Here is a 12,880-nt window from a genome sequence, read left to right on the forward strand (position 1 = left end):
AACGCTGTAGCGCCGATGGTAGTGTGGCATTCGCCATGCGAGAGTAGGACACTGCCAGGCTCCCAATAAGCGCGGGATGACAAGTCATCTCAAGGCGCGACGAGAAACGCGGAGCGGTAGTTCAGTTGGTTAGAATACCTGCCTGTCACGCAGGGGGTCGCGGGTTCGAGTCCCGTCCGTTCCGCCACTACACAGCAAAGCCCAGACGGAAGTCTGGGCTTTTTGCTTTGCGTTGTCCACAGAATCGGCTGGGGATGGTATTGCCTTACAGGCTCTGATGCTAGACTGGCATCAGGTTTGCGGAGAGTGGCGGCATGATATTGACCCTAGAGCAGCAGATGCAACATCTGCAGCATGTATCTCGTTCGTTTGCATTAACCATTCCTCTGTTGCCGCCGCTGTTGGCAGATTGGGTTGGTCATGCCTATCTGCTGTGCCGTATAGTCGATACCCTAGAGGATGATCCGGCTCTAAACCCCAATCACAAATGCCTTCTGATACATCAATTCCTGCAGTTTTTAGCCTCAGATAACGACGATGCTAGCCTGTGGGCGCATGGGTTAACCTCGCAGCTACATCCAGCCACCCGCCCGGCCGAGCTTAGTCTACTTGCAGATATTCCGGCTGTTCTGGCGCGTTATCGGACCTACCCTGACAATGTGCGGAATATATTGTTGCGCGGCGTGCGCATTATGGGGGCCGGAATGGTGGCGCAGCAGCATCAACAGACTAATCCGGATCAATTGGCGCTGGATCGTTACTGTTATGCAGTAGCGGGTGTCGTTGGTGAATTACTGACGGATCTGTTTTGTGTCTATGTTCCAACGTTGCTTCCGTTGCGAGATCGGCTCCTTGAGTTGTCTGTCTCTTTTGGTGAAGGTTTGCAGTTAACCAATATTCTTAAGGATTTGCACGAGGATGCTTCCCGAGGGGTCTGCTGGTTACCATTGAGTTGTCTGACTCAACAAGGTCTGACGGTTGAAAACCTGTCCTCTGCCGCTCTGGAACGGCAGTCAGCTGTACTGTGTCAGCAATTGGCATTGGCCCATGGCCACTTGCAGGATGCGCTGCAGTTTTGCTTACTGTTGCCACGACGCGAGCAAGGTATGCGACAGTTTTGTCTGATTGCTATTGCGATGGCGTTTGCTACGTTGCAGCGTATTCATGCGCAACCGGACTTTCGCGCTGCATCTGAAGTCAAAATCACTCGTCGGCAGGTGCGACGTATCGTACTGGCGTGTCGGTTACTGGGTTACTCAAATACTTTGTTGCGACGGTATTTTTCACGTTGGCAAATGAAGTTACCGCTCCAACAGCGTGATCCGGCAACATTGTGGCATGAGGTCTCTCATTGGCAAAATGAGGAGACAGATCCTTGCAGATGATTGGCTATCCGCGAATTCAGCTCAAGGTGCGTCGCGCCCAGATTTCGTATCTGTATGCCAACGGCAGCTATTCCATGCCGGCTCTGTTCCTGATCACCCTATTGGCTATCTGGACCTCGGGTCCTTACGTGTTAAGTCCTCTGTGGCATGCCTGGTTAGTCAGCAGTGTGATTATCCTCGCCGGACGGACTACTCATCTATGGTGGCGGCGCACACGTCGCTCAACCTCGATCCGTCGACTGGAGTACGAGTACTTTATTGGCTCTACTTGTAGCGCGATTGTTTGGTGTATGGGGCTGATCTTCTTCATGAGCCGGTTACCAGATATAGAGCGTATGTTGATGTTACTGCTTTCCTGCATGTATATCTCGGCATCTGGTGTGTTATTGCTCAATAGTGCCCGTTGCTTTTACGCTACCGTGGTGCCAATTGCTGCAGTCATTTTGCTTGAACTATCAACTGAGCTTTCACCAAGCCGTAATCTATTGATAGCAGTGGTGCTTTTTTGTCTGCTGTTTGCGTCACTGGCGCGACGGCATGTCCTGCACTGGCAATTGGCAGATCTGGCGGATCGTTATGCCCATGCCGCTATGGCCCGCAAGCTCAAGCGTACAACCGAGACCTTGCGCATTGCCTCTCAATCGGACGGACTTACGGAACTGGCGAACCGTGGGCATTTTGATCAGCAGTTACGTACGTATTGGCGCCGTTGTTCGCGAGCTGTATCACCCTTGTCCTTACTATTGATTGATGTTGACCATTTCAAGCAGTTCAACGACAAGTACGGTCATCAGGCCGGGGATGAATGTCTGCGACGTGTCGGGGCCCTGATTCAATCGGTGTTACGTCGAGAGGAAGATCTTGCTGCACGGTATGGTGGAGAGGAGTTTGTTGTCCTGCTGCCCTATACCGGGTTGGAGGGGGCTCGACAGATGGCGCAGCGAATTCAGCAATCCCTGCAAGCCAGTCAGATCCCTCATCTTGCGTCTACTGTAGCTAAGGTTGTTACCTGTAGTGTAGGCGTTGCTGCCGTGACTCCGGACATGAGTAATGACGCATCCGAGCTGGTTGAGCGTGCTGACGTAGCCCTGTATCGTGCTAAACGACAGGGGCGAAACCGTATTGTTATCGCCGATTAATATTGGAGTATTCCTATGCAGTGTCATCGTATCGAAGAATTAATGGAGCTGTTGCAGCAAGAATGGCTGGCAGATCAGGATTTGAGTTTAATGGCTTTTCTGGACAAGATTGCCAACGAGGCCGGTTTTTCACAGCCATTGAGAGAGCTCAGTGATGATGTCTTGATCTATCAACTGAAAATGCGCAGCAAAGGCAGCCAAGAGATGATCCCGGGTCTAGCTAAAGATTGTGTGCCTGATTTTAAGGAAGCACTGCTACGTGCTCGTGGCATTATCAAAGACTAAGTACCACTCCATGGCGAGAGGGCCGAGCATGAGTGCATTTCATTTTGATACCCTGATGCCGGAGTTGATACTGGATGCGCTGGCATCGGTTGGTTTGTATCTGGATTCGGGTTTAACGGCGCTCAATAGCTATGAGAACCGTGTTTATCAATTTCGCATCGAAAATGGTCAGCGCTATATCGCCAAGTTCTATCGCCCCGAACGCTGGACCGTTGCACAGTTGCGTGAAGAACATGGATTGGCATTTCATCTCGCGGCATCTGAGGTCTCGGTGGTGGTGCCAGAGGTGATTCAGGGGCGATCGCTACATGAATTTGCAGGCTATGCGTTTGCGGTTTGGCCCAGTATGGGTGGGCGGCATATTGAGCCCGATAATCTCGACCAGCTTGAGGCCGTTGGTCACCAGTTGGGGCTCTGGCATGCCAGTGTTTCAGGGTATGCACTGCCTGCTCGGGGGCATTTTTCTCATGCGCTGTGGGTATTGAGTCCAATTGAGGTATTGGTGCGCAATCCTCGCTGGCCTGTGGCGATGCAAACTGAGTTTGCGCATCTTCTGGCTGAGCTGGCCCAACTTCTCAAAGGCCCATTGTCTCAGGCTTGGCCACAGCTGGCGCTGCATGGGGATTGCCATCTTGGCAATATCCTGTGGCGCGATGGTCCCTTGCTGGTTGATCTTGATGATTGTCGCATGGGGCCTGCAATGCAGGATATGTGGATGTTGTTATCTGGAGATGAAGCTGAACAGCGACTGCAACTGGATGCACTGATCACCGGCTATGAAGAGTTCATGGCTTTTGACCGTCGGCAGTTGGCGTTGCTAGAACCATTACGCACGGCGCGAATGCTGTCCCAGCTTGGCTGGATTAGTCAGCGTTGGAACGATCCAGCCTTCCCGCTGGCTTTTCCCTGGTTTGCGACCGAGGCGTTTTGGGTCGATCAATATCGATTACTGACAGAACAACGCGACCGCCTGAAAGCCCCACCGATTTCATTGACGAGTTATCACTGACTGAATAGTCTGTGCTGCGGAGCTGACCATTCCGGTTGGCAAACTAAGAATTAACAGGAAAAGCAATGAAGAAAATCATGATGTTGCTGGCTGGTCTGCTAATGACTTCGCTGGTGCAGGCCGCTCCTCTATTCAAAGAAGGGGTGCATTATCAAGTCGTGAGGGAAGCGGCAACGGCCAAGCCAGAGGTGATGGAGTTCTTCTCATATTATTGCCCTCATTGTTACCACTTTGAACCCATTATCGCGGAAGTGAAAAAGAATCTCCCTGAGGGTGTTGAGTTCAAGCGAAACCCTGTTCAGTTTTTGGGGGGCAAGATGGGTCCGGAAATGCAGCGTGCATTCGCTGTTGCCAGACTGCTGGGAGTCGAAGAGAAATTTAGCCCGGTGGCCTTCAAGACCATCCAGGTTGATCGCAACATGCCGCAAAGTCGTGATGACGTGCAGGCGATGTTTGTTACGGCAGGCATTCCCGCTGCTGATTATACCGGCACGGTCGACAGCTTTGCTGTCACTGGTGAGGTGGCCCAATTTGATCGTAATACCGCAACGATGCAAATTCAGGGCGTTCCGGCCACCGTCATCAATGGCCGCTATCTGATTAAGTCTGAATCGCTGAAAAGCGCAGAAGAGTATCAAGAGTTGATAAAATTCCTGCTGGCGAAAAAAGACTAAGCAAGCGGAGTTGATAAGAGGGAGCCTGGCTCCCTTTTTTATTTTGTCTGACAAGGTGTGTTGTGGACATATAACTCGCTGTTGTGGCCTGTGTGATGTTTGCCAGACAGCCTTGAGTTCGCTGCGTATCCATCACTTCAGGCCTGCTAGGTTTCTTGGTCATAAAGGAGTCATAGCCCCATGAGCATGTTGCCATGTACCCCGATTCTGGTCAGTGCTTGCCTGCTGGGGCAGCCGGTGCGCTACGACGGCAGGGCGCAGGCCATACACAGTAGTGTCTTGTTGCGCTGGCAAGAGCAGGGGCGCGTGTTCAGCTATTGCCCTGAAGTGGCAGGCGGATTGCCAGTGCCGCGACCTGCCGCGGAGCTCCAGGCCAATGGCCAGATTCTGACCCGCAGCGGGGAAGATGTCACCGACGCTTTCAGGCGAGGGGCCGCTCAGGCATTGACCTTGTGTCTACAGCACGGCATTCGCTTGGCCCTGCTAAAAGCGCGCAGCCCATCCTGTGGCAATCACCAAATCTATGATGGCCGGTTCCGTGGACAGCTGATCGCTGGTGAAGGCGTAACAGCAGCCCTGCTTCGCCGTCACGGCATATCTGTCTATTCGGAATTCGAATTATCTGAGCTCGAGGCACAGTTGGCCCGGTTTGATGCGGCGCTTGGTTGAGCCTCTTGTTCTTTCATCTGCACCAGGTGAGCATCCTTTTGTTGCCATACGTCGTTCAGCCAAAGCTGGAACTGACGTTTGAATTGCTTGTCATTGACATAGTCACCTCGCAGGTCGGGCGTAATCGCAATTTCGTCGATTCGAACTCGAATGCGACTTATCCGGCCGCATAGTAGATCTCGAAATGGATGTCCCGAACAGTCTGGATAATCCAGCGTGACATTAACAATTTTCTCAAATTGTTCGCCTAAACCAGCCAGTGCCAACGATAGACCTGCGGCCTTGGGGGGCATCAGGTATTGGAACGTGGATCGACTCTGACGGGCTTTTTGTGGGGTGAACCGGGTGCCTTCAACAAAATTGATAACGGTGGTGGGCAGATGGGCAAATTTGGCACAAGCAGCGCGGGTAGTTTCAACATCCTTGCCCCTGCGCTCCGGGTGTTTGAGCAGATATTCACGGCTATAGCGTCGCATGAAAGGCATGTCCAGTCCCCAACAGGCGAGGCCCACAAAGGGCACGTAGAGCAATTCGTATTTCAGAAAGAACTTCGGTGCCGGTAGCCTGGCGCGGAACAGATCACCCAGAATAACGATATCGGTCCAACTCAGATGATTGCAGATAATCAGGTGCCAGCCATCGGGATTGAGGTGACTGTTATCGACAATGTCCCATTCCATCCGATTTGCCAAACGCATCACCATGGCATTGCCGAGCAACCAGCCTTGCATAAACCGGTTGTTCAGCCGGCTGCACGCCAGGCGCCAGGCTTGCAGTGGCAGTAACAGTTTCACCAGTGAAAACACTGTGATCAGCAAAGACCAGAATGCAAGATTGAAGATGGTTAACGTGATGCTCAGTATGACAATCAGGGGGCAGGGCAAGAATGACAGCATATCGTATTAGTTGCTTGTTATGACGTATCCCGGGTCAACCACTCATCCAGCTGACGATCCTTGGCTTGCCAACGATCGTTCAGCCACTGCTGGAAACCATGCTGGAATGACGCATTGTTAAAATAATCACCCTTCAACTGCTCATTGATGGGGAGTTGCTCAATTTTCACGTGGATTTCTCGCACCTTACCGCAGATGAAATCCCAAAATGTGGGTACGCCTTTCGGATAACAGATGGTTACGTCCAACAGATGATGCAGGTGATCGCGCATGGCACCCAGCGTGAATGCCAATCCGCCGGCGCGTGGTTTCAACAAGTGCCGAAACGGTGACTGCTGATGCCGTTGCTTGTGGTCACTGAAGCGCGTGCCCTCAACGAAGTTCATTATGCTGACCGGTATCTGTCGATACTTCTCACAGGCGCGACGGGTCGTCTCGATATCCTTCCCTCGTAGATGAGGGTGCTTTTGCAGGAATCGTGTTGAATAACGGCGCATGAATGGAAAATCCAGCGCCCACCACGCAATGCCGAGAAACGGCACCCATATCAGCTCTTTTTTGAGGAAAAATTTCAAAAAAGGAATTCGTCGGTGGAAAACGCGTTGCAACACCAGAATATCAACCCACGACTGGTGATTCGCGATCACCATATACCATTCTTTTTTTGACAAATTGTCCACTCCGACCACATTCAGACGGCCAAGGCGCAAAAGTCGTTGGATTAGGTTGTTGTTACCGATCCAGCCGTTAGCACAGCCATTTAGCAGTTGGTTACACCGTCGACGACATGCATGAATGGGCAGCAGCTTCACGCACGAGAGCAGCAGAATCGGCAAGAACCAGAACAGTGTATTCACCAAGATCAGCAATAGGCTGCAGCATCCCCGCACACATGGGATCAGTAAGGTCAACATCGGCAGACACCCGGATTGGTCAGAGCTCCGACCATGATATCAAGCGGTTTTTTCGCAAACCATATTACAGTGACTGCAGGCGTTGCAGCAGGCGATCCATTGCCCGGTAATGTAACGCTTCAGCCAAGTGCTGGCGTTCAATGGTGGCCTCCCCAGCCATGTCTGCCAGCGTACGTGCGACGCGCAGGATTTTATGCCATGCCCGCAGTGACAGCGCCAACTTCTGGATGGCTTGTTCAAGGAAGAGTGCATCAGCATCCGATAACGGGCAGTAGGTTTCGATATCGCGGCTATCGAGATGGGCATTCAGTTTGCCACAGCGTGCCAACTGGCGTTCGCGCGTCGCGAGCACGCGCTGTGCAACATCCGCACTGCGTTCGCCACGCTCAGGCGGTTTGCTGAGTGCACCCGGGGGCAAAAGCGGGATATCGACAGTCAAGTCAAAGCGATCGAGAAATGGACCTGAAAGCCGGCTCAGGTAGCGGAGTATCTGGTCAGGGGTTGAGCGACGGGTCTGACCGTCAACATAGCCACAGGGGCTGGGATTCATCGCTGCCACCAGCTGAAAGCGAGCGGGGAAGTCGACCTGTCGCGCCGCGCGGGAAATGGTGATTTGCCCGCTTTCCAGCGGTTCCCGCAGACAGTCGAGAACCTTGCGTTCGAATTCGGGTAATTCATCAAGAAACAACACACCATTGTGCGCCAATGAAATCTCTCCAGGTTTGGGATGGCTGCCACTGTCATTTTTCGAAATAAGTGAGACAGGTCAAACAGTAGATCAATGAGTTACGGCTATTTTTATCGAAATAGATGAGACGCTTTTTTGCAAATAGCTGAGACGAGGTCTAGTTTGAGTGGAAATAGCTGCGACAAGGTTTTGGTGCAACAAGTCCGCAAGATTGGCCCCACACGCCGAAGCGTCTCCGGCAGCTACCCATTCCGAGGCGGACAAGCCATCCAGTATGAGTCAACGCTGGAGCGCGACTTTCTCATCCGCCACGAATTCTTCCTCAATGTTCTCGAAATCATTCCTCAGCCCGTCGAAATCCCCTTCGTTGCCGATAATGGCCGCTCCTACACCTACACCCCCGATTTCTTGATGTCACTGCGTGGGCCTCATGGCTCGACTATCCAGCGGGTACTGGTGGAGGTGAAACCCCAGGCTCTCTGGAAAGAGAATTGGCGGCGCTGGTCGGCCAAGTGGAAAGCCGCAAGGCGGTTTGCCCAACAGCAGGGCTGGTCGTTCCGGATATTTGACGAGTCCCGGATACGGGACCAGGTGCTGGACAACATTCGCTTCCTGGAGCGCTATAAGCGGCTCTCCGAGAGACCCAAGCAATCAGATACCCTCATGCATGCTTTGCGGTCTGAAGGGCCTTCTACGCTGCCTGCTTTGTTTTCCTGTTGTTCGGTGGCCGAGGATGACCATAGAGCATGGACAGTGATGGCTTGGCACCTGCTGGCCATGCGACTAATTGACTGTGATATCTCCAAGTCCCTCGATAGGACAACCATTTTCTGGGTGCCCAGCCATGAGTGATAACAAGGCCAATGACAGTGTTGTTCCCCAGCGCAAACGCCTAAATCTCGATGTCGGGCAATTTGTTGAACATGAGGGCATGGTTTACCGGATCATTCACCACATCGACTTTGAAAGCCTCTTGGGTAAGAACGTGGAGTCTGGACGTTGTAAGCCGCTGCGGATCAGCGAACTTTCATCGGTCTCGGCATCAGTCGTTGCCCGTCTTGACCATCCGGTCGATCTGGATGGTATCGAGGATAAAGATTGGAAGGTTGCGACAGAGCGATATGAAGCAATTAAGCCACTGCTGTCCTTGGGACAGCCTGTTGGCCGAGGGGAAGTCACGCAACGGGCGGAAGAATTAGGTATGAGCCCTGCAACGCTGTATCGCTGGTTATCCCGTTACCGCGCTGTTGAAGCACTTTCCAGCTTGATCCCGATGAATCGTGGATGGCGAGCTGGTAACTCCAGGCTCTCCAACCAACAAGAAGCGCTCATCGATGAGGTCATCCAGTCTTTCTATCTCACGATCCAACGCTCGCGTATCCAGAAAACCGTCATAGAGGTTTTCCGGTTATGCCAACTCCGCAATATCCCGCGTCCAGGCGCTTCGGCGATCAGGGCGAGAGTCCTGCAGGTCTCGGAGCGGGAGCAGTTGCGTAAGCGAGGGTTTCGGGAAAAGGCCAAAAACAAATTCACTGCAGCACCAGGGCGTTTCCCTGGTGCAGATTACCCTTTGGCTGTCATTCAAATTGACCATACGCCGGCCGACATCATCCTGGTTGATGACGTTCACCGTAAACCGATTGGTCGCCCCTGGATCACCTTGGCTATGGACGTTTATAGCCGGATGATTACGGGGTATTACCTCTCGTTCGACCCTCCCTCTGAAACCTCAGTTGCTATGTGTGTGGCCCATTCCATCTTGCCCAAAGAGGATTGGATGACGTTGCACAAGGTTGAGGGCAGTTGGCCGGTCTGGGGCTTCCCTCATACGATCCATGTGGATAACGGAGCAGACTTCCGCTCTTTCAATTTCAGCCGGTCATGTCAGATGCATGGAATTCATCTGAGCTTCAGACCCGTCAAGCAACCCCGGTACGGCGGACATATCGAGCGGATCATCGGCACGGTGGTCAAGGAGTTGCATGATCTGCCTGGTACGACGTTCTCTAATATTCGGGAGCGGAAAGACTATGACTCCGAGAAGCAGGCCGTCATGACCAAAGGCGAGCTTGAGAAATGGATCGTCACGTTCATCTGCAACATTTATCACAAGCGCTACCATGCGGGTATTGGTATGAGCCCCATGACCAAATGGGAGATTGGGATAAACGGAAACCATGAGGTTGACGGGATCGGATATCCGCCCAGACCAGAAGATCGCATGACCATCCTGCTCGATTTCTTGCCATCGTTCAGCCGGACAGTGCAGATTTCAGGCGTCGCCATCGAAGGGCTAACTTATTTCGCAGACACGTTACGGTACTGGCTTAACGCAACCGATGCGGAAACCGGCCAGAAGAAGCAGCTCACCTTTCGGCGTGATCCGAGAGACATATCCTATGTGTGGTTCTTCGATCCGGAATTGAAGCAGTATTTTAAAGTGCCTCTCGCTGACCAGTCCCTACCGCCAATGAGCGTCTGGGAGTATCAGCAAATCAGGAAGCGTCTGCGGGATGACGGATACTCATCTCCGACCGAGACGCAGATCCTCAATACCATCACTCAGCTGCGCGAATTGGTCGAGGAGTCGAAGGTCTCGACCAAGAAAGCCCGCAGGCAATCACAGCGTCGCCGGGAGCACGAGAAGGGCATTACACCAGCGGCTCCTCTTCCAGCAGCCCCAGTATCTGAACCAGCCAAGCCAAATCTGTTGGCGATTGATTTCGATAACATCGAACCATTCAACGATGAGGACATTTCATGACGGAGTATGCCCATCTTCATCCGGACTTCCGGCACGTCATGGCGTTGTCCGATCAGGAGCGAATAGCCTTTATCCATCAACCAAGATGGATTGGTTATCCGGCAGCCAATCAGATCTTGGCAACCCTGAATGAACTCATCGAGCAACCCCAAAAGCCCAGAATGATAAATCTGCTTCTGGTTGGTGAGCCAAACAACGGTAAAACCACCATTGTGCGGCACTTCCATGAGCAGTATTACACGGCGTTTGAAGATGCAGATCCGGAAGGATTCAAACCGGTAATTTTGGCCGAGGCACCACCAACGGCTGATGAAAAAGGGCTGTATGTTTCCATCCTGGAGCGGTTCTTTACGCCCTATCGAATCTCCGACCCAACGGTCAAATTGCGCTATCAGGTTATCCACCTGTGTCGTGCTTGTCGGGTCAAGATGCTGATCATCGATGAGTTCCACTCACTACTGGCGGGCTCAGCTATCAAGCAACGCGAAATCATGAATGCCATCAAATTGATGTGTAATGAACTCATGATCCCGATTGTGGCGGTCGGAACGACAGAGGCTGTTCGTGTTCTGCATACCGATCCCCAACATGCCAGTCGCTTTGATGTTCAGCGATTGCCTTCCTGGGAGATGGACGCCAACTTTGCCAAGCTCGTGGCAAGCTTTGAACGAATACTGCCACTGAAACACCCTTCCATGTTGCGTAGCGCGGAGAGCATCCAGCTCCTGCATTCTATCTCGGGCGGTAACCTGGGGAACTTGCAGCGGTTACTCGCTACCTGTGCCGCAGCAGCTATTAAAGATGGCTCAGAAAAAGTGGATAAGTCGCAGATAGAAAAACACATGTGGCTTCGCCCGACGAGCGGGCAGCGAGAGACTATCCGGTGACATTCAAATGGCCGGTGCCAGTCTATCCACTCCCGGACGAGCTGCTGTCATCCTGGCTTGTCAGGGCGGCGTTAGCCCATGGATGCGAGCCCCTATCGATGACCTCGTCACTCTGGCCGGATTGGCGGGCATGGACGATGGACATAGATCGCCGTTTGGACGGCAATCGGTTAGCGAGTTTGTCCATGTCCTCTGGGCTCACTACTGATGAGATCGGTGGAATGACCCTGGTTCCTCACCTTGAAGGTGTCGTTTTCCCCAACGGCCAGGCACCTGCACTGTTGCCCTGGGTGATAGCGATGGGGAGTCGTAATCGCCAGCACAAAATGGGTGTGCAGTGTTGCCCATCGTGTTTACGCACATCTGAGCCTTACTTTCGTTGGCCGTGGCGACTGTCTTGGCATACCTGCTGTCCTTTGCATCAATGTGGGCTGATTGCCAACTGCCCACGCTGCCATACCCCCATCCAGTTCCATCGCATCTGTGCTCAGGCTCCTCACATCGGGATCTGTTTCTCCTGTGGGTTTGATTTGCGAAGTCTGGTGCCGCCGCAGGCCAGTCCCCATCAGCTTGCTTTTCAGGATATGGCGACTCGCGTATTCGAGCGTGGCTCAGTTGATTGGGGATCCAACTCGATGTCCTCGGTTGGCTGGTTTGCCCTCACGAAGATGCTGTTGAATTTGCTCCGGCGCTCTGTGGCCAGACATACCAACTCACACTCTCATATGATCGACTTTGTCCAATCAGCAGGGATTGATTTGGCATCGATCCAACAACCTCCAACCAGATTCACTATTGAGCTGCTGCCTGCCGATCAACGAGCGCCATTGTTCGCGGCTGTTGGTCATATGTTGTCTCTTGGTAGTGACGAGCTCATGGCTCTGCTCAAACGCTCAGGGGTGTCTCGCAATACATTGATCGACAGAGATAGCTCATGTCCCGAGGATCTGATGGCGTGGCTGCACCAGCTACCGGAAACCCCGGCCAAGAGAAAGAATCTATGTCCCAGAGCTCCTTCTCAGCGCCCAAAGTCGAAGGCGGTCGTGCGTTATGAATGGGCTCGCCTGCTACGCCGACAAGGGCTCTTGCCATGACAGGTGCTGACATTCGCGAGTGTTTTGGTTGTGGACGACAGATAGAGCGAGCTCATAAGGTCTATAAACAGGAGCACTATTGCGGAACGTGCTATGCGCGGGAGTTTAAACCCAAGCCATGTCCGCAATGTGGGGAGCTGGCCAGGTTACCGGCGCGACACCCAGATGCGATTTGCTCGAATTGCCAGAAGCGCCAGCCGTGTGTCCGGTGCGGTAAGGTGGATTACCGGATCGGACTATTGAGTGAGTACGGTCCGGTTTGTAATGCCTGTGCGCGATATTTTTCTGAGCAGAAGCCTTGCAGCCGCTGCGGCGCGATGTCGCACCATCTGTCACGGGTAACGCGGCTTGGTTTTGATGAGCCGGTTTGTCCTCGCTGTGCTCGGGCCGACCACGGGTGTTGTCAGGCATGCGGTCGATCACGGCGATTACGGGTTGCCCCGGATGGTAAACGCTTATGTTCCAAGTGCCTGGAG

At 53.0% G+C, this 12,880-nt stretch carries 12 protein-coding genes, 1 tRNA gene and 1 pseudogene; 11 read left to right on the top strand and 3 right to left on the bottom strand.

Annotated features, from left to right (window positions below):
• Nucleotides 1–110 precede the first annotated feature (110 nt).
• From ACFOSS_RS04875 to ACFOSS_RS04905, 7 genes are all read left to right on the top strand, one after another.
• A tRNA-Asp gene (locus tag ACFOSS_RS04875) sits at nt 111–187 on the top strand.
• Between the two features lie 127 nt (nt 188–314).
• A complete protein-coding gene (locus ACFOSS_RS04880; protein ID WP_377150995.1) occupies nt 315–1,385 on the top strand; it encodes a squalene/phytoene synthase family protein in 1,071 nt (356 codons plus the stop codon).
• Nucleotides 1,382–2,524, top strand: a complete 1,143-nt coding sequence (locus tag ACFOSS_RS04885; RefSeq protein WP_377151218.1) for a diguanylate cyclase — start codon at nt 1,382–1,384, stop codon at nt 2,522–2,524. The genes ACFOSS_RS04880 and ACFOSS_RS04885 overlap by 4 nt, the downstream gene beginning before the upstream one ends.
• 15 nt (nt 2,525–2,539) lie before the next feature.
• On the top strand, nt 2,540–2,809 hold the full coding sequence (locus ACFOSS_RS04890; protein ID WP_377150996.1) for a YihD family protein: 270 nt from the start codon (nt 2,540–2,542) through the stop codon (nt 2,807–2,809).
• A 28-nt stretch (nt 2,810–2,837) separates the two neighbouring features.
• On the top strand, nt 2,838–3,818 hold the full coding sequence (locus tag ACFOSS_RS04895; protein ID WP_377150997.1) for a serine/threonine protein kinase: 981 nt from the start codon (nt 2,838–2,840) through the stop codon (nt 3,816–3,818).
• Between the two features lie 65 nt (nt 3,819–3,883).
• A complete protein-coding gene (locus ACFOSS_RS04900; protein WP_377150998.1) occupies nt 3,884–4,492 on the top strand; it encodes a thiol:disulfide interchange protein DsbA/DsbL in 609 nt (202 codons plus the stop codon).
• 180 nt (nt 4,493–4,672) lie between these two features.
• Nucleotides 4,673–5,161 (top strand): DUF523 domain-containing protein, encoded by a 489-nt coding sequence (locus ACFOSS_RS04905; protein WP_377150999.1) that lies wholly within the window; start codon nt 4,673–4,675, stop codon nt 5,159–5,161.
• Here the strand turns inward: ACFOSS_RS04905 and ACFOSS_RS04910 are convergent.
• The 3 genes and pseudogenes from ACFOSS_RS04910 to ACFOSS_RS04920 all read right to left on the bottom strand — a co-directional run.
• The gene (locus ACFOSS_RS04910; protein WP_377151000.1) at nt 5,095–6,057 is read right to left on the bottom strand and encodes an acyltransferase; all 963 of its coding nucleotides are present in this window, start codon (nt 6,055–6,057) and stop codon (nt 5,095–5,097) included. The genes ACFOSS_RS04905 and ACFOSS_RS04910 overlap by 67 nt on opposite strands.
• A gap of 17 nt (nt 6,058–6,074) precedes the next feature.
• Nucleotides 6,075–6,971 carry an acyltransferase gene (locus ACFOSS_RS04915; RefSeq protein ID WP_377151001.1) on the bottom strand — a complete coding sequence of 299 codons (897 nt, stop codon included), beginning with the start codon at nt 6,969–6,971 and terminating at the stop codon, nt 6,075–6,077.
• Nucleotides 6,972–7,035: 64 nt separating this feature from the next.
• Nucleotides 7,036–7,710 (bottom strand): annotated as a pseudogene (locus tag ACFOSS_RS04920) (ATP-binding protein); the annotation flags it as partial.
• Between the two features lie 111 nt (nt 7,711–7,821).
• Between ACFOSS_RS04920 and ACFOSS_RS04925 the strand changes: the two are divergent.
• The 4 genes from ACFOSS_RS04925 to ACFOSS_RS04940 are packed head-to-tail and all read left to right on the top strand — an operon-like array spanning nt 7,822 to nt 12,404.
• Nucleotides 7,822–8,511 carry a TnsA endonuclease N-terminal domain-containing protein gene (locus tag ACFOSS_RS04925; RefSeq protein ID WP_377151003.1) on the top strand — a complete coding sequence of 230 codons (690 nt, stop codon included), beginning with the start codon at nt 7,822–7,824 and terminating at the stop codon, nt 8,509–8,511.
• A complete protein-coding gene (locus ACFOSS_RS04930) occupies nt 8,504–10,423 on the top strand; it encodes a Mu transposase C-terminal domain-containing protein (RefSeq protein WP_377151004.1) in 1,920 nt (639 codons plus the stop codon). The genes ACFOSS_RS04925 and ACFOSS_RS04930 overlap by 8 nt, the downstream gene beginning before the upstream one ends.
• Nucleotides 10,420–11,310, top strand: coding sequence for a TniB family NTP-binding protein (locus ACFOSS_RS04935; RefSeq protein ID WP_279962178.1), 891 nt, complete (start codon nt 10,420–10,422; stop codon nt 11,308–11,310). Before ACFOSS_RS04930 ends, ACFOSS_RS04935 begins: the two co-directional genes overlap by 4 nt.
• A gap of 14 nt (nt 11,311–11,324) precedes the next feature.
• Nucleotides 11,325–12,404 carry a TniQ family protein gene (locus ACFOSS_RS04940; RefSeq protein ID WP_377151219.1) on the top strand — a complete coding sequence of 360 codons (1,080 nt, stop codon included), beginning with the start codon at nt 11,325–11,327 and terminating at the stop codon, nt 12,402–12,404.
• Nucleotides 12,405–12,880 lie beyond the last annotated feature (476 nt).

The sequence above is a fragment of the Pseudaeromonas sharmana genome, assembly GCF_042649925.1.
Lineage (GTDB): Bacteria > Pseudomonadota > Gammaproteobacteria > Enterobacterales > Aeromonadaceae > Pseudaeromonas > Pseudaeromonas sharmana.

Coding starts and splice junctions, on each gene's coding strand:
- ACFOSS_RS04885 (WP_377151218.1), top strand. CDS start 1,382: ATGATTGGCTATCCGCGAATTCAGCTCAAGGTGCGTCGCGCCCAGATT.
- ACFOSS_RS04900 (WP_377150998.1), top strand. CDS start 3,884: ATGAAGAAAATCATGATGTTGCTGGCTGGTCTGCTAATGACTTCGCTG.
- ACFOSS_RS04930 (WP_377151004.1), top strand. CDS start 8,504: ATGAGTGATAACAAGGCCAATGACAGTGTTGTTCCCCAGCGCAAACGC.
- ACFOSS_RS04910 (WP_377151000.1), bottom strand. CDS start 6,057: ATGCTGTCATTCTTGCCCTGCCCCCTGATTGTCATACTGAGCATCACG.
- ACFOSS_RS04880 (WP_377150995.1), top strand. CDS start 315: ATGATATTGACCCTAGAGCAGCAGATGCAACATCTGCAGCATGTATCT.
- ACFOSS_RS04895 (WP_377150997.1), top strand. CDS start 2,838: ATGAGTGCATTTCATTTTGATACCCTGATGCCGGAGTTGATACTGGAT.
- ACFOSS_RS04905 (WP_377150999.1), top strand. CDS start 4,673: ATGAGCATGTTGCCATGTACCCCGATTCTGGTCAGTGCTTGCCTGCTG.
- ACFOSS_RS04890 (WP_377150996.1), top strand. CDS start 2,540: ATGCAGTGTCATCGTATCGAAGAATTAATGGAGCTGTTGCAGCAAGAA.
- ACFOSS_RS04915 (WP_377151001.1), bottom strand. CDS start 6,971: ATGTTGACCTTACTGATCCCATGTGTGCGGGGATGCTGCAGCCTATTG.
- ACFOSS_RS04935 (WP_279962178.1), top strand. CDS start 10,420: ATGACGGAGTATGCCCATCTTCATCCGGACTTCCGGCACGTCATGGCG.